At 58.1% G+C, this 19,641-nt stretch carries 16 protein-coding genes; 4 read left to right on the forward strand and 12 right to left on the reverse strand.

Annotation, left to right across the window (positions count from 1 at the left end; genetic code table 11):
- Together cysD and cysG are read right to left on the reverse strand one after the other, a co-directional pair.
- Positions 1-909 (reverse strand): sulfate adenylyltransferase subunit CysD, encoded by a 909-nt coding sequence (gene cysD / locus C2E15_RS16780; protein ID WP_104958372.1) that lies wholly within the window; start codon positions 907-909, stop codon positions 1-3.
- 9 nt (positions 910-918) lie between these two features.
- Complete coding sequence (cysG, locus tag C2E15_RS16785) at positions 919-2,334, reverse strand: siroheme synthase CysG (RefSeq protein ID WP_104958373.1); 1,416 nt, start codon at positions 2,332-2,334, stop codon at positions 919-921.
- 254 nt (positions 2,335-2,588) lie between these two features.
- Between cysG and C2E15_RS16790 the strand changes: the two genes are divergently transcribed.
- Positions 2,589-3,623: an aminopeptidase gene (locus C2E15_RS16790; protein ID WP_104958374.1), complete on the forward strand. Its 1,035-nt coding sequence runs from the start codon at positions 2,589-2,591 to the stop codon at positions 3,621-3,623.
- On the forward strand, positions 3,623-3,907 hold the full coding sequence (locus tag C2E15_RS16795) for a YciI family protein (protein ID WP_104958375.1): 285 nt from the start codon (positions 3,623-3,625) through the stop codon (positions 3,905-3,907). Before C2E15_RS16790 ends, C2E15_RS16795 begins: the two co-directional genes overlap by 1 nt.
- Positions 3,908-3,940: 33 nt before the next feature.
- Here the strand turns inward: C2E15_RS16795 and C2E15_RS16800 are convergent, their stop codons facing one another.
- From C2E15_RS16800 to cysJ, 4 genes are all read right to left on the reverse strand, one after another.
- Complete coding sequence (locus tag C2E15_RS16800) at positions 3,941-4,795, reverse strand: prohibitin family protein (protein ID WP_104958376.1); 855 nt, start codon at positions 4,793-4,795, stop codon at positions 3,941-3,943.
- A gap of 251 nt (positions 4,796-5,046) precedes the next feature.
- Positions 5,047-5,778, reverse strand: coding sequence for a phosphoadenylyl-sulfate reductase (locus C2E15_RS16805; RefSeq protein WP_104958377.1), 732 nt, complete (start codon positions 5,776-5,778; stop codon positions 5,047-5,049).
- Between the two features lie 12 nt (positions 5,779-5,790).
- Entirely contained in the window at positions 5,791-7,503 is a 1,713-nt protein-coding gene (cysI, locus tag C2E15_RS16810) for an assimilatory sulfite reductase (NADPH) hemoprotein subunit (protein ID WP_104958378.1), read from the reverse strand.
- Positions 7,503-9,314, reverse strand: coding sequence for an NADPH-dependent assimilatory sulfite reductase flavoprotein subunit (gene cysJ / locus C2E15_RS16815; protein WP_104958379.1), 1,812 nt, complete (start codon positions 9,312-9,314; stop codon positions 7,503-7,505). The genes cysI and cysJ overlap by 1 nt, the downstream gene beginning before the upstream one ends.
- A 302-nt stretch (positions 9,315-9,616) precedes the next feature.
- Here cysJ and queD point away from each other — a divergent pair, with 302 nt between their 5' ends.
- On the forward strand, positions 9,617-9,979 hold the full coding sequence (queD, locus tag C2E15_RS16820; RefSeq protein WP_104958380.1) for a 6-carboxytetrahydropterin synthase QueD: 363 nt from the start codon (positions 9,617-9,619) through the stop codon (positions 9,977-9,979).
- Between the two features lie 93 nt (positions 9,980-10,072).
- On the opposite strand, the gene queE is transcribed toward queD, so the two are convergent.
- Positions 10,073-10,744, reverse strand: a complete 672-nt coding sequence (gene queE, locus C2E15_RS16825) for a 7-carboxy-7-deazaguanine synthase QueE (protein WP_104958381.1) — start codon at positions 10,742-10,744, stop codon at positions 10,073-10,075.
- A 125-nt stretch (positions 10,745-10,869) separates the two neighbouring features.
- The gene (locus tag C2E15_RS16830; RefSeq protein ID WP_245912302.1) at positions 10,870-12,363 is read right to left on the reverse strand and encodes an acyltransferase family protein; all 1,494 of its coding nucleotides are present in this window, start codon (positions 12,361-12,363) and stop codon (positions 10,870-10,872) included.
- Positions 12,364-12,418: 55 nt separating this feature from the next.
- On the opposite strand from C2E15_RS16830, the gene C2E15_RS22125 reads away from it, so the two are divergent.
- Positions 12,419-12,571 (forward strand): hypothetical protein, encoded by a 153-nt coding sequence (locus tag C2E15_RS22125; RefSeq protein WP_245912303.1) that lies wholly within the window; start codon positions 12,419-12,421, stop codon positions 12,569-12,571.
- A gap of 247 nt (positions 12,572-12,818) precedes the next feature.
- Here the strand turns inward: C2E15_RS22125 and eno are convergent, their stop codons facing one another.
- The 4 genes from eno to relA all read right to left on the reverse strand — a co-directional run bounded on the left by eno (position 12,819) and on the right by relA (position 19,626).
- Complete coding sequence (gene eno, locus C2E15_RS16835; RefSeq protein ID WP_104958382.1) at positions 12,819-14,114, reverse strand: phosphopyruvate hydratase; 1,296 nt, start codon at positions 14,112-14,114, stop codon at positions 12,819-12,821.
- 78 nt (positions 14,115-14,192) lie between these two features.
- Positions 14,193-15,830 (reverse strand): glutamine hydrolyzing CTP synthase, encoded by a 1,638-nt coding sequence (pyrG, locus tag C2E15_RS16840; protein ID WP_104958383.1) that lies wholly within the window; start codon positions 15,828-15,830, stop codon positions 14,193-14,195.
- Between the two features lie 700 nt (positions 15,831-16,530).
- Positions 16,531-17,325, reverse strand: coding sequence for a nucleoside triphosphate pyrophosphohydrolase (gene mazG, locus C2E15_RS16845; RefSeq protein WP_104958384.1), 795 nt, complete (start codon positions 17,323-17,325; stop codon positions 16,531-16,533).
- Between the two features lie 66 nt (positions 17,326-17,391).
- Positions 17,392-19,626, reverse strand: coding sequence for a GTP diphosphokinase (gene relA, locus C2E15_RS16850; protein WP_104958385.1), 2,235 nt, complete (start codon positions 19,624-19,626; stop codon positions 17,392-17,394).
- Between the last annotated feature and the right edge of the window lie 15 nt (positions 19,627-19,641).

Raw genomic sequence — 19,641 nt, forward strand, 5'->3', positions numbered from 1 at the left:
TCAGAAATAGCCCTGACGTTTCTTCAGCTCCATTGAGCCAGCCTGGTCGCGGTCGATCATGCGGCCTTGTCGCTCGCTGGTGGTGGAAACCAGCATCTCTTCAATGATCTCAGGCAGCGTCTGCGCGGCGGATTCCACCGCGCCGGTCAGCGGCCAGCAGCCCAGGGTGCGGAAACGCACCATGCGCTGGGTGATCTCCTCGCCCGGCTGAAGATCGATGCGATCGTCATCAATCATCATCAGCATGCCGTCGCGCTCCAGCACCGGACGCTCCGCCGCCAGGTAAAGAGGAACGATGTCGATGTTTTCCAGGAAGATGTACTGCCAGATATCCAGCTCGGTCCAGTTAGAGAGCGGAAACACGCGAATGCTTTCGCCTTTGTTGATCTGGCCGTTGTAGTTGTGCCACAGCTCCGGGCGCTGGTTTTTCGGGTCCCAGCGGTGAAAACGGTCGCGGAAAGAGTAAATGCGCTCTTTGGCGCGCGATTTTTCCTCATCGCGGCGCGCGCCGCCGAAAGCGGCGTCAAAACCATATTTGTTCAGCGCCTGCTTCAGCCCTTCGGTTTTCATGATGTCGGTATGCTTGGCGCTGCCGTGGACGAAGGGATTGATACCCATCGCCACGCCTTCCGGATTGCGATGCACAATCAGCTCCGCGCCGATCGCTTTTACCGTGCGGTCGCGGAACGCATACATGTCACGGAATTTCCAGCCGGTATCGACATGCAGCAGCGGGAACGGCAGCGTGCCGGGATAGAAGGCTTTGCGCGCCAGATGCAGCATCACGGATGAATCTTTGCCGATGGAGTAGAGCATCACCGGATTGCCAAATTCAGCCGCCACTTCGCGGATAATATGGATACTCTCCGCCTCCAGTTGACGCAGATGAGTCAGTCGTTTTTGATCCATAATGTTTCCTTAAGCCAAATTCACAACGGCGGCATCGCGGCCCACCTGCTGTGCTGAATGTTGAAACCAGGCCAGCTGGGCATGCAGATTCACCACCTCGCCGATCACCAGCAGCGCGGGCGTCGGCGCCTGCTGCGCCAGCGTCTCCAGCTCAGCCAGCGTGCCGGTGAATACCTGCTGATCCTGGCGCGTGCCGCGTCCAATCACCGCCACCGGCGTCGTCGCCGCGCGGCCGTGGGCGATCAGCTGTTGGGCGATTTCCGCCGCTTTTACCGTCCCCATATAGATGGCCAGCGTCTGACGCGCGCGCGCCAGCGACGGCCAGTCGATGGCGTCGCCGTCGGCGCGGCAGTGCCCGGTAATAAACAGCACGCTCTGCGCATAGTCGCGGTGAGTCAGCGGGATACCCGCATAGGCGGTGGCACCTGATGCCGCCGTCACACCCGGTACCACCTGGAACGGAATGCCCGCCTCCTGTGCCGCCTGCAGCTCTTCGCCGCCGCGGCCGAAGATAAAGGGATCGCCGCCTTTCAGGCGCACCACGCGCTTGCCTTTGCTCGCCAGCTGCACCAGCAGACGATTGGTCTCTTCCTGCGCCACCGAATGTGCGCCGGCGCGTTTGCCAACGCAGAGCCGGTCGGCGTCACGCCGCACCAAATCAAGGATCTCGTCGCTGACCAGATGGTCATACAGCACCACATCCGCCTGCTGCATCACCTGCAGCGCGCGCAGCGTCAGCAGCCCCGCGTCGCCCGGACCGGCACCGACTAAAATGATTTCGCCCTGCTGCTGCGGCGTCTCCGTCAGCTGCGCCTCCAGCGTCTGCTTCGCGCCCTGCACGTTGCCTGCCGCCATCTGGCTGGCAAACAGGCCGTTGAAGGCGCGCTCCCAAAAGCGGCGGCGGTCGGACATTTTGCTGAAACGCTGTTTGACCTTGTCGCGCCATTCGCCCGCTACCTGTGCCATCTGCCCCAAATTGGCGGGCAGCAGCGCCTCCAGCTTTTCACGCAGCATGCGCGCCAGCACCGGCGCGGTGCCGCTGGAGGAGATCGCCACCACCAGCGGCGAGCGATCGACGATCGAGGGGAAGATAAAAGAACATTTGGGCTGGTCGTCGACCACGTTAGCCAGCAGCCGACGCTGATTCGCCGCCTCGAACACGCGCGCGTTAAGCGCGCCGTCATCGGTAGCGGCGATCACCAGATAAACGCTGTCCAGCTGCGTTTCGGCAAACTCCGTCGCCAGCCATTCCACCTGCTGATTGTCCGCCAGTTCCTGCAGCTCGGCGCAGAGTTCACGCGCGGCTATCTGCACGCGCGCGCTTGCGCGCCGCAGCAGCTCAATTTTTCGCGCCGCCACATCGCCGCCGCCGACAACCAGCACCGGCTTTGCTTTCAGATCGGCAAATATAGGAAGATAATCCACGTCAGCCTTACTTGAATAACAAAAAGTTAACGCGACTATACGACTGCTGCTTCCGGCAGATGAAATTACGAATTGGAATGAGTAGTTACCGAATGGAATAACGCCACGGCAGAGCTTCGAACAAAAGGTGCTTAACAGGTGATATTTCGGGCATTTAAGAACGATTGAAATTGTGCAATGCGTGTCACAATTTCATACTATCGATGCAAAATTATTTCGCTTCAGCGTCATGGGATGACGTTTAAGGACTTGGTATGTTTTCCTTCCTCCGCCTGACCGCGCTGGCCACGCTGCTCAGCTGCGGTATCAGCCTGCCGGCCAGCGCCGCCGTGCCGGCGCCCGGTCAGTTCGCCGAACAGCAATTACGTCATATCGCTACCTGGTTCCCCGGCCGCATGGCGGGCAGCCCGGCGGAAATGCTCGCCGCCGACTATCTGCAGCAGCAGTTTGCCGAGATGGGTTATCAAAGCGACAAGCGCAATTTCAACACCAAAGCGCCGTGGCGCGGCAACGACGGCAAAACGCACTGGCGCAATCTTACCGCCACCTCGGTTATCGCCGCCCGCGCCGGCGCGGTGCCGCAGGAGATTCTGGTGGTCGCCCATCTTGATACCTGGCGTCCGCTCAGCGAAGCCGAGACGGAGAAAAATCTCGGCGGCCTGCGTCTGCAGGGAGCGGATGACAACGCCTCGGGTCTGGGGGTGATGCTGGAGCTGGCGCGCCAGCTGAGCCAGACGCCGCTGCACTACGGCATTCGCTTTGTGGCGCTCAGCGCCTGGCAAAATGAATTGCACGGCTGCGATGACTATATCGCGCGCATGAAAGCTGCCGATCGTAAAAACACGCTGCTGGTGATCGATCTGAACAGCCTGATCGTCGGCGACAAGCTCTACTTCAACAGCGGCAAGAACACCGCCTCAGCGGTAATCAAGCAGACGCGCGATCGGGCGCTTGATATCGCCCACCGTTACGGCATCAGCGCCGATAAGCGTCCGCTTCATAGCGTCTCCTCGCCGGAGACGAACGCGTTTGACCAGGCGGGCTTCCCGTTATTGACGGTGCGGGCTACCAACTGGACGCTGGGCAAAAAAGATGGCAGCCAGCAGCGGGCCGTTTCCCGTCATTTTCCGCAGGGCACCAGCCATCATCAAACCGGGCTGGATAATTTGAACTATCTTGACCAGTGGCTGCCAGGCCGCATCAGCGTCCGCACCCGCGACAGCGTGCGTATTCTGCTTCCGCTGATTAACGAACTGGCCAATCCTCCCCGCGTAAAAAAGGAGACGTAATGTACGTAATTAACCTGAACTATCACCGGCCGATGGAAGAGGTTGAGGCGCTGACATCGGCGCATATCGACTGGGTCAAACGCTACTTTGAGGCGGGCGTATTCCTGGCCGCCGGCCGTAAAGATCCGCGCACCGGCGGCGTGATCCTGGCGAAAGATATCGATCGCAACCGTCTGGACACCATCCTGGGCGAGGATCCCTTCGTGGCGGTGGCGCAGTATGAAGTGGTTAAGGTCAACGTATCGATGACCACTGAAGCGCTGAAAGCGCTGGCGGAAGCGTAAGCGCGGCGGGCCTGCCCGGCCCGCCCGCGCTTTCTACTTCGTGGGTTTGGCGTTGATAAACGGCACGCCGCCGTCGGGCAGCATGGTTTCCGGCAGCTTGCCGTCCCAGCGCTCGGCGGTGATCAGGCTAACCAGCGCCGGATTATTGCGCAGCGCCTCGCCTCTCAGACGAATCGCCTCCGCTTCGGCGCTGCCCTTCAGGCGAATAGATTCCGCTTCCGATCGCGCGGCGACCAACCGGCTCTCCGCTTCCGCCTGCGCGCGCGTTACGGCGATCTGCGCCTGAATTTTTTCTGTCTCGAGGTTCTGCCGGCGGGTGGCGATCGCCACTTCCGCCTTCATGCGATCCTCAATCGATTTTTCATAAGCGTCAGAAAAGTCGATATTCTCAATCTGCACCGAATCTATCACCACCGGCCCGTCAACCGCGTCGCGCAGCGCCATCTGCATATCCTGCACCAGCCGGGCGCGATCTTGCACCGCGCTGATGGCGGTATACTGGCCAAAAACGTTTTCCAGCTGCGTCGGGATCTGGCGAGCGATCAGCCGCTCGTTCATATTTTCAAGGGTGGAGTAGCGGGTATAGACCGCCTCCACTTCAGATGCGGGAATATGATAATTCACCGATACCGTCATCACGGCTGGCTGCTGATCGCGGCTGTAGGCCTGCATGGCTTTAAACAGCCGCGCCTGGTTGCGAAGGGTGATCTTGCTTACCCTTTCTACCAGCGGAATGGTAAAGCCCAGCCCCGGCTCGGCCACCTTAACGATTTTGCCATACCTCAGAACAATGCCGCGCTCCCCTTCGTTGACCGTATAGCAGGATAAAAACAGCAGCGCTAATGCCAGCGCTGCCGCCATCCAGATGATGCGTTGTTTTCCTTTCATTACAACTATCCCTTTTTAACAGAAACAGACCGTTTTGCGCGGCCAAAGCGTGCCGCAGCTTCAGCAGTGTAAAGTTTTTCACGCGTGCGGCCTGGCGGAAACGTCTGGTTATCAACGGCGTGGCGCGAAACGATGGCGGAAAGCTGGGGCTGAAGGCGCGAGGGTGGAGAAACAACGGCGGATTATGCGGGAGCCAAAAGAAAACAGGCGGCCTGGAGGCCGCCTGCGAAGATCAATGCGTTACCAGCCGCCTACTCATGCAGGCCGCATTCGCGCTTGAGACCGAAGAAGCGCGTTTCCTCTTCCGCCATGCCCGGTTCCCACTTGCGTGTGGTGTGGGTATCGCCCACCGAGAGATAGCCCTCTTCCCACAGCGGATGGTAATGCAGGCCATGTTGCTGCAGATACTGATAAACCTGGCGGTTGTCCCAGTCAATAATCGGCAGCACCTTAAAGACGCCACGCTGCACCGCCAGCACCGGCAAATGGGCGCGGCTGCCAGACTGCTCCCGCCGCAGGCCGGCGAACCAGCTCTGCGCGCCCAGCGTTTCCAGCGCGCGGTTCATCGGCTCCACCTTGTTGATGTCATTGTAGCGCTCAATGCCTTCGACGCCCTGCTCCCACAGCTTGCCGTAGCGCGCTTCCTGCCACGCCGCCGACTGCTCGGCGCGGAACACCTTCAGGTTCAGGCCGAGCGTCTCCGTCAGCTCATCGATAAAACGATAGGTTTCCGGAAACAGATAGCCGGTATCGGTCAGGATCACCGGAATGTCCGGCTTCTGGCGCGTGACCAGATGCAGCGATACCGCCGCCTGAATGCCGAAGCTGGAAGAGAGAACAAACTCGCCCGGCAGGTTCTCCAGCGCCCAGATCACGCGATCTTCGGCGGACAGCTTTTCCAGCTGCGTGTTGACGTCGGCTAACGCCATAACGCGGTCTATCTTGGGCAACGCATTCAGTGCTGCGAGATCGAGTACAGACATGCTCTCCTCCGTTTATTCCCAGAAATCCCGCGCCGGATCGACGATCGGTTTGACGATGCCGGCGCGCAGGGTGAAATCACCAAACTCCTCGCCCGGCGCGCGCTCCTGCGCCCAACGTCCTACCAGCTCATCGATAGTGGCCAGAATTTCATCTTCGGTAATGTTTTCGCGGTACATGCGCGGAATACGCGTGCCGATGCGGTTGCCGCCAAGATGCAGGTTATAGCGGCCCGGCGCCTTGCCTACCAGACCCAGCTCCGCCAGCATGGCGCGGCCGCAGCCGTTAGGACAGCCGGTGACGCGCAGCACGATATGCTCTTCGCCAACGCCGTGCTTCGTCATGATCGCTTCAACGCGCGTCACAAACGCGGGCAGGAAGCGCTCCGCCTCGGCCATCGCCAGCGGACAGGTCGGAAATGCCACGCAGGCCATGGAGTTTTCACGCTGCGCGGTAACGTTCTCCATCAGCGCATGCGCGCGGGCGATCGCTTCGATCCGCGCCTTTTCGCTTTCCGGCACGCCGGCGACAATCAGATTCTGGTTGGCGGTCAGGCGGAAGTCGCCCTGATGTACCTTCGCAATCTCCGCCACGCCGCTTTTCAGCGGGCGTCCCGGATAATCCATCAGGCGGCCGTTCTCAATAAACAGCGTCAGGTGCCACTTGTTGTCGATGCCTTTCACCCAGCCGAAGCGGTCGCCACGGGTGGTAAAAGCGTACGGGCGGATCGGGCCGAAGGTCATGCCGGCGCGTTTTTCCACTTCCGCTTTAAAAGTTTCTACGCCGACGCGCTCAAGCGTATATTTGGTTTTGGCGTTTTTACGGTTGGTGCGGTTGCCCCAGTCACGCTGAGTCGTCAACACCGCTTCCGCCACCGCCAGGGTTTTATCCAGCGGCAGGAAGCCGAACTCGCTGGCGGTGCGGGCGTAGGTCTCTTTGTTGCCATGCTCCACCGACAGGCCGCCGCCCACCAGCAGGTTAAAGCCGATCAGCTTGCCGTTTTCCGCGATGGCGATAAAGTTCATATCGTTAGCGTGCAGATCGACGTCATTATGCGGCGGCACTACCACGGTGGTTTTAAATTTGCGCGGCAGATAGGTAGAGCTGAGGATCGGCTCTTCGTCGGTGGTCGCCGCCTTTTTCTCATCCAGCCAGATTTCCGCATAGGCACGGGTGCGCGGCAGCAGATGCTCGGAAATTTTCTTCGCCCACTCGTACGCTTCCTGATGCAGCGCGGATTCTATCGGGTTGGAGCTGCACAGCACGTTACGGTTCATATCGTTGGCGGTGCCGATGGCATCCAGCCCGACTTCATGCAGCATCTGGTGCGCCGGCTTCACGTTCTTCTTCAGAATGCCGTGAAACTGGAAAGTCTGACGGTTGGTGAGGCGCACGCTGCCGTACAGGGTGTTTTCCGCTGCGAACTTCTCGATAGCCAGCCACTGGGTCGGCGTAATGATGCCGCCCGGCAGACGACAGCGCAGCATCATGGCGTGACGCGGCTCCAGCTTCTGCTCGGCGCGCTCGGCGCGGATATCGCGATCATCCTGCTGATACATGCCGTGAAAGCGGATCAGCAGGAAGTTGTCGCCGCTAAAGCCGCCGGTCAGGCCATTCTGCAAATCTTCCGCGATGGTGCCGCGCAGAAAATTGCTCTCTTTTTTCATGCGCTCCGCATCGGAAAGTTTTCCTTCGACGACCAGCGGTCCAGGGTGTTTTTCACTCATCAGTAAACGTCTCGCTGATAACGGCGCTCAATGCGCAGCTCACTTAAAAATTCATCGGCCGATTCAAGGTCCATGCCGCCCTGTTCAGCCACCACTTCCAGTAACGCCTGCTCGACATCTTTCGCCATACGGTTGGCGTCGCCGCAGACATAAATATGGGCGCCATCCTGTAGCCAGCGCCACACTTCCGCCCCTTTCTCGCGGATTTTGTCCTGTACGTAGATCTTATGCTGCTGGTCGCGCGACCAGGCCAAATCGATGTGGGTCAGCAAGCCTTCTTTAACGTATCTCTGCCACTCCACCTGATAGAGGAAATCCTCAGTGAAGTGCGGGTTGCCGAAGAACAGCCAGTTTTTGCCACCGGCGCCGTCATTTTCACGCTGCTGCATAAAGGCGCGGAACGGCGCAATACCGGTGCCCGGCCCAATCATGATCACCGGCGCGTCAGGATCGGCAGGCAGACGGAAATTATCGTTGTGTTCGATAAAGACCCGCACCTCGCCCTCCTCTTCCAGCCGATCGGCCAGATAGCTGGAGGCGCCGCCGGCGCGCTGACGGCCATCGATTTCATAACGCACCGCGCCAACGGTAATATGCACTTCGCTTTCCGTTTCCGCCTGCGAAGAGGCGATGGAGTAAAGGCGCGGCGTCAGCGGACGCAGCAGCCCCAGCAGTTGCTCCGGGTTCAGCTCGCCGGGCGCCTGACGCACCATATCAACAATCGGCATCGTCTGCGCGTAGTGCTGCAGCTGCGCTTTATCCGCCGCCAGCGCCAGCAGGCGCTCGTTGCGCACCAGCTTCGCATACTGCTCCACAATCTGCGGCGTGTTCACCGTCAGCTCAAAATGCTGCTGCAGAGCCAGCGACAACGGCAGCGTCTGGCCTTTTACCTCGACACTTTCATCGCCGCGCAGCCAGAGCAGCTCAGTCAGCTCTTTGACCAGCGCCGGATCGTTCTCATACCAGACGCCAAGCGCATCGCCCGGCTGATAGCGCAGCCCGGCGTCGCCCAGATCGATTTCGATATGGCGCACATCTTTATCCGAAGCGCGACCGGTGATTTTCTGATTCACCGACAGCGTAGCCGTCAGCGGCTCGTCACGGGTGTAGGGCGTGGAGAAAACTTCATTGACGCTGCCGCTCGCGGTGGCGGCGGCCTGCGCCGGGGTTTCCGTCGGCACGCGCTGTTGCAGCAGCGCGACGACCGCTTTGCGCCACTTCTCCGCTTCGGCAGCGAACTCCACATCCGCGTCGACGCGATCCAGCAGGCGCTCACCGCCCAGCTCGGCGAGGCGGCTATCGAAATCTTTGCCGGCCTTGCTGAAAAAGGCGTAAGAGGTATCGCCCAGGCCGAACACCGCAAACGCCGTGTCAGTCAGCTTCGGCGCCTTTTTCGACATCAGGTATTTATGCAGCGCGACCGCCTCTTCCGGCGGATCGCCCTCGCCCTGTGTCGAGGTGACGATCAGCAGCAGCTTTTCCTGCGCGATCTGTTTGAATTTATAGTCGCCGGCATTCACCAGCTTCACGTTCAGCTTTGCCGCCTGCAGGTCATCACGTAGCTGCTCCGCCACACGGCGCGCATTGCCGGTCTGTGAGGCGGAAAGCAAGGTAATGGCCGGCGCCTCGGCGGGCGCGGCGATAAGCTGAGCGGCAGAGCCGACTTCAGGGGTCTGGTTGACTCGCCCCCAGAAATAGCCGGAGATCCATGCCAGCTGCGTCGTCGTTAAATCGTTGGTCGCCGCCTGCAAGCGGGCGAGCTGCTCCGCATTAAGCGGGAGCAAAGAACCTGGGGGTGCCTGAGTCGTCATTGCCTTGAAAATTCCAGTATCAATGGTTCCAAACCGTTCAGAGACGGGAGATAAGGTAGGTTACCGAGTCGCATATTAACCGGTAAATAAGGGTTAGAAATAATAAATAACCAAAACGCCTAAACACTTTTAGCGGTAACGCTTAACGCTTTAACTGTTTAAAAATGGACATATTTATCAATTAGTTATTTTATGCGACGTTTTTAAATAGCGCTAAAATGAGCCAGCGGGGGGAAACGGGTGCGAAAAATCTCATTTTCCGGTAGACTTCGCCGGTTTTTGCAACAATTGAGACACCAACCATGGCAACCACGCTTTTTAAAGATTTCCAGTTCGAAGCCGCACACCGTCTGCCGCACGTACCTGAGGGCCACAAATGTGGACGTTTACACGGTCACTCATTCCTGGTGCGTCTTGAAATCACCGGCGACGTCGATCCCTATACCGGCTGGATTATGGATTTCGCCGAGCTGAAGGCCGCCTTCAAACCGCTGTACGATCGCCTCGATCACTACTATCTGAACGATATCCCGGGCCTGGAAAACCCTACCAGCGAAGTGCTGGCGCAGTGGATTTGGCAGCAGATGAAACCGATCGTGCCGCTGTTGAGCGCGGTGATGATCAAAGAGACCTGCACCGCCGGCTGCGTCTATCGCGGCGAATAAGCGCCATGCCGGCAGCCGCCGGCTGCGCCAGGCAGCAAGGAGAAAGGGGAAAGCCCGCGGAGTCGGGGCATCCCCCGCTCCGCCAGGCGTTAATCAGGCGATATTCAGGTATTTATGGGTCTGCATTGAGAGACGCCAGTTGCGCGCGATGCAGGTCGCGATGCAGAGACGCGTCGCCTCCTCTTTCTGGCTGATCGGCTGCAGCGCAATAACGCGCGCTTTCTCATCCTCAAGCCGCGCCAGCAGCTCCTCCAGCGCATCAATGTCACGCTGACGCGCCACCGGGTGTTTGATCTCATCGGCGCGCACCAGTGCCTGATCCAGCACGTCATAGCCACCACGCATATTCACCTTCGGCGAAACCGTCACCCAGGTTTCCGGCGTACATTGCACCGCGTGCGTGCCGCTGGTTTCAATCTGGCAGCTGAAGCCCGCCTGCTGCAGCGCGGCGGTCAGCGGCGTTAAATCATGAATGCAGGGCTCGCCGCCGGTGATCACCACGTGACGCGCAGTCCACTGCTGACGCGCGATGGTCGTCAGCAGCGCATCGGCATCGGCGGCGCCCCAGGCGTCGCTCTCGACGGTTTTAATCAGAATATCGCCCAGCGACGTTTCCCGATCGGCCAGCTTATCCCATGTATGTTTGGTATCGCACCAGCTGCAGCCAACCGGGCATCCTTGCAAGCGGATAAAAATTGCCGGAACGCCGGTATAAAAACCTTCGCCCTGCAACGTCTGGAACATTTCATTAATCGGGTACTGCATTACGCACTCACGTCAGGAGAAATAAGGGCGCAGATTATGGCAGATGAAGGAGGGGACGCCAAACGTCCCCGGGAGAAAAGGCACAAACTGAAGATAATCAGCCGCCCGTAGCGGGCGGCCGGGGATTACATGAATTTGTCTTTATGCATCTTCGCTATCGCCTGGCGCGCCACGTCATTGGCGCCGCTAAGCGTGAAATGGCCGTAATCAAACGCGCTGGGCTGCCCGTTTGACGCCAGCGCATGGCAGACATCGTTGGGACACATAATGTTGTAAACCGAGATATAACCCACCTTCTCTTCCGCCACCGCCTGCTGCAGCCGCAGATCGATGCCTTTGATATTGTGGTTAATCGAACTTGATACCAGATCCTTACGCCCGTTCTCCTGATAGGCCAGCAGATCCGGCAGCGCCTCGGCATACTCAATCGTCGGTCCCATAACGGTAATGTTATTAGTAACCCCTTTCAGCGCTTCCAGCGTCGCTTTCAGCGGCGCGATATCTTCCGGCAGCCAGCGCGCGGAGATAATCACACCGTCGACTTTATGCTCCGGCAGCCACTGCTGGTAAACATAGTCCATCAGCTCGGTACATTTGTTACTAAAGCTCTGGTGCGAGACCGGCTTACAGCCTGCCGAAGTCGCCTGCATCACGTTAACGCTTTTTCCTGCCGCAAGGCTCAGCGCGCGCCAGAGATGGGCACCGTGGCTATCGCCGATCAGCAGATAATTTTTTTCCGTGGCGGAGGTTTTCAGGCAGTAGTCGCGATCGTAACGCCCTTTCGCCTCGGTGTTGCCATCGATAAAGCATTTGCCCAGACGGAACTGATAAAAATATTCATCGCTGCTGCGGTATTGCGAGAACTTCGCCACCGCCAGCGCCTGGTCGGAAAACTTGCCCGATTCGTTGCTGATATGACTTTTATACAGCGTGACAGAGGCGATCAGCACCAGGCCCAGCACCGATACTGCCGAGACGGCAACCGGATTGATACGGGAGAGCTTATAGCGAAAGGGTATTTCGATAATGTAACGCGACGCGATCGCCAGTCCAAAAGTCATAGCGATCACCAGCAGGTCGCGCATCCCTTCGCTCATATTCAGGAACATCTTGCTGTAAACGATGATTGGCCAGTGCCAGAGATAGAGGCAGTAGGAGATCATGCCGATATAGACCACCGGCTTCAGCGCCAGAATGCGGTTTACCGCCGCTTCCCGGCCCGCCAGAATCAGCAGGAAGCTGCCAAGGCAGGGCCAGAGCGCGTTCCATGAAGGAAACGGCTTGCTGGTGCTGAGCCAGAAGAAACCGAACAGAATCAGCGCCAGCCCGGCGAGGCTCATCAGGTGCTTAACCTGCTGGCTGACAGCCGCCATGCGCGTTTCCAGCGTGGAGACCGCGATAAGCCCGCCGATCGCCAGTTCCCAGGCGCGGGTAGGCAGCATATAGAAGGTGAAATCAGGCTTTTTCAGCACGCCGACGATACTCAGCAGGAACGACACCGCAATGATCGCCAGCATCACCTGGGTAACGCGGTGACGGAACCAGCGTACGGCCAACAGCAGCACGATCGGGAAGAGAATATAGAACTGTTCTTCCACCGCCAGCGACCAGGTATGCAACAGAGGCTTAAGCTCTGCCGGGCCGGCAAAGTAGCCGGTCTGCTGCCAAAAGAAGATGTTTGACGAGAAAAGCGTGGTAGCGATGGCGCTGTTGCCCAGTTCGGTGAACTGCGCCGGCAGCAGGTTATTCTACCCCGGTGAAGCCGCCGGGTATGCCGGTCATCCCCAGGTGGTAGGCGATCACGGGCAGCACGGCGAGCGCCCGTAGACCGTCTATGTCAGCACGGTATTTCATAGTAAACCTTCCGTATCATTACAATTTAATGCGGTAAGGTTTACATACTTTTATAAATAATTGACCCTTCCTTAAGCCAAACCAGACGATTCTGGAAACGGCACCCCGGGCGCCAATCACATGATTATGCTGACAAAAATAAAAAAGCCCCGTCGCGAAACGGGGCTTTTCAGAAAATCCGCAGAGCGCGCCATCAGCGCGCAGCCGGGAATTGAGTCAATTACTGACCTTTAACTTCTTTCAGACCGTTGAACGGCGCTTTAGAACCCAGCGCTTCTTCGATACGAATCAGCTGGTTGTATTTCGCTACGCGGTCAGAACGGCTCATAGAACCGGTTTTGATCTGGCCGGCAGCGGTACCTACCGCCAGGTCAGCGATGGTCGCATCTTCGGTTTCGCCTGAACGGTGAGAGATAACGGCGGTGTAGCCCGCATCTTTCGCCATCTTGATTGCAGCCAGCGTTTCGCTCAGGGAGCCAATCTGGTTGAATTTGATCAGGATGGAGTTAGCGATGCCTTTCTCGATGCCTTCTTTCAGGATTTTGGTGTTGGTCACGAACAGGTCGTCGCCCACCAGCTGGATTTTGTTGCCCAGCACTTTGGTCTGGTAAGCGAAGCCTTCCCAGTCAGATTCGTCCAGGCCATCTTCGATGGACACGATCGGATACTGTTTGGTCAGATCTTCCAGGAAGTGGGTGAACTCTTCAGAGGTGAACGCTTTGTTGCCTTCGCCAGCCAGAACGTATTTGCCGTCTTTGTAGAACTCAGAAGCCGCGCAGTCCATCGCCAGCGTGATGTCTTTGCCCAGCTCGTAGCCCGCTGCTTTTACCGCTTCTGCGATAACAGCCAGCGCTTCGGCGTTGGAGCCCAGGTTCGGCGCGTAGCCACCTTCGTCGCCTACTGCGGTGTTCATGCCTTTGGCTTTCAGTACTTTCGCCAGGTGGTGGAACACTTCAGAGCCCATGCGGATCGCTTCTTTCACGCTGGAAGCGCCAACCGGCTGGATCATGAATTCCTGAATGTCGACGTTGTTGTCGGCATGCTCACCGCCGTTGATGATGTTCATCATCGGCAGCGGCATAGAGAATTTGCCCGGAGTACCGTTCAGTTCAGCAATATGCTCATACAGCGGCATGCCTTTCGCTGCGGCTGCAGCTTTGGCGTTGGCCAGAGAAACCGCCAGAATCGCGTTAGCGCCGAAGTTAGATTTGTTTTCGGTGCCGTCCAGGTCGATCATGATTTTATCGATGTTCGCCTGATCTTTCGCATCTTTGCCCAGGATGGCTTCAGCAATCGGGCCGTTAACCGCGCCAACTGCTTTGGTAACGCCTTTACCCAGGAAACGTGATTTGTCGCCGTCACGCAGTTCCAGCGCTTCGCGAGAACCGGTAGAAGCCCCTGACGGCGCGGCAGCCATACCGACAAAACCGCCTTCCAGATGAACTTCAGCTTCAACAGTCGGGTTACCACGTGAGTCGATGATTTCACGACCGATGACTTTAACGATTTTGGACATTAGTTTTTCCTCAGTACAAGTTAAGCTAAAACTCAGACAAACAGCGCGCGGAAAGTTCGCGCGCTGTTATAAAAACGCTTACTTCACTTGATGCTTCTGGTACTCGCTTGCCGCCTTCACAAAGCCGGCAAAGAGCGGGTGACCATCGCGGGGCGTTGAGGTGAATTCCGGATGGAACTGACACGCAACAAACCACGGGTGGTTCGGGTTTTCGATAATCTCAACCAGCTGATTGTCCCCTGAGCGGCCCGCGATGCGCAGACCCGCCGCTTCGATAGGCTTCAGCAGCATGTTGTTGACTTCGTAACGATGGCGATGGCGTTCCACAATGGTGTCGGTGCCGTACATCTGGCGCACCAGGCTGTTTTCCGTCAGCTGGCACTGCTGGCTGCCGAGACGCATGGTGCCGCCCAGATCGCTCTGCTCGCTACGCACTTCTACATTGCCGTTCTCATCACGCCACTCGGTGATCAACGCCACCACCGGATATTTACAGTCTGGCACAAATTCCGTTGAGTTGGCATCAGCCATGCCGACAACGTTACGGGCGAATTCCATCAGCGCAACCTGCATCCCTAAGCAGATGCCCAGGTAAGGAATGTTGTTTTCGCGCGCATACTGGGCGGTCAGGATTTTGCCTTCGATACCACGCGGGCCGAAGCCGCCCGGCACCAGGATCGCATCCAGATCTTTCAGTACTTCAACGCCGCGCGATTCCACATCCTGCGAGTCGATCAGCTTGATGTTTACCGTTACGCGATTTTTCAGTCCGCCATGCTTCAGCGCTTCAATCACGGATTTATACGCATCCGGCAGTTCGACATATTTGCCGACCATGCCGATAGTCACTTCGCCGCCCGGATTCGCTTCTTCATAAATGACCTGCTCCCATTCGGAGAGGTTAGCTTCCGGCACGTTCAGGCTGAATCGTTTACAAATATAATCATCCAGGCCCTGAGATTTCAACATGCCAGGAATCTTATAAATGGAATCAACGTCTTTCAGAGAGATAACCGCTTTCTCCGGCACGTTGCAGAACAGCGCGATTTTCGCACGTTCGTTAGCCGGCACGGCGCGGTCGGAACGGCAAATCAGCACGTCCGGCTGGATGCCGATAGAGAGCAGTTCTTTAACCGAGTGCTGGGTCGGTTTGGTTTTGACCTCACCCGCCGCCGCCATGTAGGGCACGAGCGTCAGGTGCATATAGAGGGTATGTTCACGCCCCACATCGACCGCCATCTGGCGGATCGCTTCGAGGAACGGCAGAGATTCGATATCGCCGACGGTACCGCCAATTTCCACCAGAACAACATCGTGGCCTTCGCCGCCTTCGATGATGCGCTCTTTGATGGCGTTAGTGATATGCGGAATAACCTGAATGGTGGCGCCGAGATAATCGCCGCGACGCTCTTTGCGCAGCACCTCAGAATAGATGCGGCCAGTGGTAAAGTTATTGCGGCGCGTCATCCGGGTGCGGATAAAGCGCTCGTAGTGACCTAAATCCAGATCGGTTTCAGCGCCGTCGTCAGTAACGAACACTTCGCCGTGCTGAGTCGGACTCATCGTACCGGGATCCACGTTGATATACGGGTCCAGTTTCATGATGGTCACGTTCAGGCCACGCGCCTCGAGAATGGCTGCGAGGGAGGCTGCGGCAATGCCTTTACCCAGAGAGGATACGACCCCGCCGGTCACAAAAATATAGTTCGTTGTCATGCTGAACCTGAGAGTTGAGGTTTAAAGACGGTGGAATAACCAGGACGGGAAAACAGTATACCGGATTCGCCCCTGAGCCACAATTGATCATTCTCCGCCGCCGCGACTGCTCGTGACGGCCTACCTTAGCGAAGCCATACGCGGAAAGGGTTGATTTGCGTCATAGGGAGAGAAACTTTTTCGCTAAAAGCTGAAACGTGTAAGCTTGGGAAGGGGCCTGGCCTGTCGAGGCGGAAAACGGTTGGCCCGGGGGCCGCCTTTTGCCCCACCGCTCTCCTTCCGCCAACGCTGGGTTGTCGGGGAGTTAACCTGCGGGGACGACCGGAAAGCGAGACAGGCTAACGTGGGAGTAAAAGGCTTGCTGATAACACGCCTTGCAAGAGGGAAAGTGAATAAAGAGGTCTCTGGCAAACCAGCATCTAAAACCCGCAAGACAGACAACGGATTTTCTGACATACCCGTCCTAAAGCCTGGGAGGTAAGGCGGAGGTCACGAAGTCAAGCCGCCGCGTCAGGGATGACACGGCGGAGGCGCCAGAGATGGATTGACGACATCTTTACGCTGCGGCCTTCGCCCTGCTGACGGCATCAGGGTGGTTTTCAGGTGTTTACACCAGCGCATAACCAACGGCGACAGTTATAAACGCCTGGCAGTAAGGCGGCGGACGCGCTTTTTTTGTCCGCCCCTCACCCTCTCGCAGCTAACCCGCCGCTTTCTCGCCCGCTTTCACCTGCTGCCAGGCGGCTTCCATCTGATCCAGCGTGGCATCGCTCATGTGCATGCCCTGCGCGGCGATAATCGCTTCCACCTGACGAAAACGGCGCTCAAACTTCACGTTCGCCTTCTGCAACGCCGTCTCCGCTTTGGTGCCGAGATGACGCGCCAGATTAACGGTCGCGAACAGCAGATCGCCCACCTCCTCCTCCAGTTTCGCTTCATCCACCACTGCCTGCTGCGCCTCGTGCATCACCTCATCGATCTCTTCATGCACCTTGTCCACCACCGGCCCCAGCGTCGTCCAGTCGAAGCCGACGCTGCGACAGCGCTTCTGGATCTTCTGCGCGCGCATCAGCGCAGGCAGCGCCTGCGGAATATCATCCAGCGCCGAATGCTGCGCTTTCTCCGCCCGCTCCTGCTGCTTAATCTGCTCCCAGTTATGCAGCACCTCCTCGCTATCCTGCACCTGCGCATCGGCGAAAATATGCGGATGACGACGTTCCAGCTTGTCGGCGATGCCGTGGCAAATATCATCAAAGGTAAAACGGCCTTCCTCGCGCGCTATCTGCGCGTAGAACACCACCTGAAACAGCAGATCGCCCAGCTCGCCGCGCAGATCGTCATAATCTTCGCGCTGAATGGCGTCAATCACTTCATAAGTCTCTTCCAGGGTATAGGGGGCGATGGTGGCGTAAGTTTGCTCGCGGTCCCAGGGGCAGCCGCGCTGCGGATCGCGCAGGGTCTGCATAATCGTCAGCAGACGTTCAAGAGCAGTCATAGTAAAACCTTATTAATCAGAACAGGATACCGGCATAAACGCAGCGGGTGCGCCTATGCCGGTCAATCAGTGCAGACGACGGGCGTCGATGATGTCAGGAACCTGATTCAGGCGCGCCAGCACCCGGCCCAGCACCTGTTGGTTGTAGATCTCAATATCCATATCGATGGTCGCCAGCTGCTTACGGGTATCGCTACGGCTGGAAACGCCCAGCACGTTCACCTTCTCATTGGCGAGAATGGTGGTGATATCGCGCAGCAGCCCGCTGCGATCGTTAGCGGTTACGCGTACCACCAGCGAATAGCCGGTCGAGTAGCTCTCTCCCCAGACCGCATCGACAATGCGCTCCGGCGCATGGGATATCAGCTCAGCCAGCTGGTCGCAGTCGGCGCGGTGGATGGAAATGCCGCGCCCCTGGGTGATAAAGCCGACAATATCGTCACCCGGAATCGGCTGGCAGCAGCGGGCGATATGGTGCATCAGGTTGCCCACCCCTTCCACCACTACGCGCCCGCTCTCTTTCCCGGAACGCTGCGGCGTATGGCTCTTCTGCGTCAGCTGACGCAGCGCTTCACGATCTTCCTCCTCCGCGCTCGGCTTATTCAGCTTCGCCTGCAGGAAGTTAACCATCTGGTTCAGACGAATATCGCCGCCGCCAATCGCCGCCAGCAGCTCATCGAGCGTGGAGACGTTATAGCGCGGCAGCAGCAGCTTTTCCGCCTCTTTCAGACTGATATCCAGCTGATTCAGCTCGTTATCAAGGATCTGACGGCCGGCCACGATATTCTTATCGCGATCCTGCTTGCGGAACCAGGCATGGATCTTGGAGCGTCCACGGCTGGTGGTGACATAGCCCAGATTAGGGTTCAGCCAGTCGCGGCTCGGGTTCGGCTGCTTCTGGGTAATGATCTCAATCTGATCGCCCATCTGCAGCTGATAGGTAAAGGGCACGATACGGCCGCCGATTTTGGCGCCGATGCAGCGATGGCCGATATCGCTGTGAATGTGATAGGCGAAATCGAGCGGCGTCGAGCCGGCCGGCAGATCGACCACGTCGCCTTTCGGCGTAAAGACATACACGCGATCGTCAAACACCTGGCTGCGTACTTCTTCCAGCAGCTCGCCGGTGTCCGCCATCTCCTCCTGCCAGGCGATCAGCTTGCGCAGCCAGGCGATACGCTCTTCATGGCCCTGCGCGCCGCGCGCCTGGCCGCCGGTGCCGCCCTCTTTGTATTTCCAGTGGGCGGCCACGCCCAGCTCCGCGTCTTCATGCATCTGACGCGTGCGGATCTGAATTTCCACCGTCTTGCCGCCGGGGCCCAGCACCACGGTATGAATCGACTGATAGCCGTTAGGTTTGGGGTTAGCGACGTAGTCGTCGAACTCGTCCGGCAGATGGCGATAGAGGGTATGCACGATGCCCAGCGCGCCGTAGCAATCCTGCAGACGCTCGGCGACGATGCGCACCGCGCGCACGTCGAACAGCTCGTCGAACGCCAGCGACTTCTTCTGCATTTTGCGCCAGATGCTGTAGATATGCTTCGGACGGCCATAGACCTCCGCCTTGACCCCTTCACGGGTCATCTCGGTGCGCAGGCTCTCGACGAAGGATTCGATATACTGTTCGCGATCGATGCGGCGTTCGTGCAGCAGCCGGGCGATGCGCTTGTACTCATCGGGATGCAGATAACGGAAGCAGAAATCTTCCAGCTCCCATTTCAGCTGGCCGATGCCGAGACGGTTGGCTAACGGCGCGTAGATATTAGTACACTCTTTCGCCGCCAGTACGCGCTCATCTTCCGGCGCGTCTTTCATTTCACGCAGATGGGCGATGCGCTCCGCCAGCTTAATGACCACACAGCGGAAATCTTCCACCATCGCCAGCAGCATGCGCCGCACATTATCCACCTGCTCCGAGGCCATCGAATCGTTGTGAATAGCTTTCAGATGGCGGATAGCGTCCATATCACGCACGCCATGCACCAGCGAAACGATCGCTTTGCCGAAGGTCTCCTCCAGCTTCTCTTCCGACACCACGCCGGCATCCGCCAGCGGAAACACCAGCGCGGCGCGCAGCGTGTCGTTATCCATGCTGAGCATCGACAGGATTTCGACCATTTCAATGCCGCGCCACAACAGCAGCGACTGGTCGGGGTGAGATTGGGTAACGGCCTCGCAATAGCGCCAGGTATCGGCCAGACGTTCACATGATTGCGGGTTAGCGATCCCCAGCGTGGTGATCCATTGATCCAGCGCGAACTCGCCAGCCGTATTCAAATGTGCGCTTCTTACCGCAACCATAACCTCTCCTGGCAA

Origin of the sequence: Mixta gaviniae, from assembly GCF_002953195.1 — a bacterium.
In the GTDB taxonomy this organism is placed as follows: Bacteria; Pseudomonadota; Gammaproteobacteria; order Enterobacterales; family Enterobacteriaceae; genus Mixta; species Mixta gaviniae.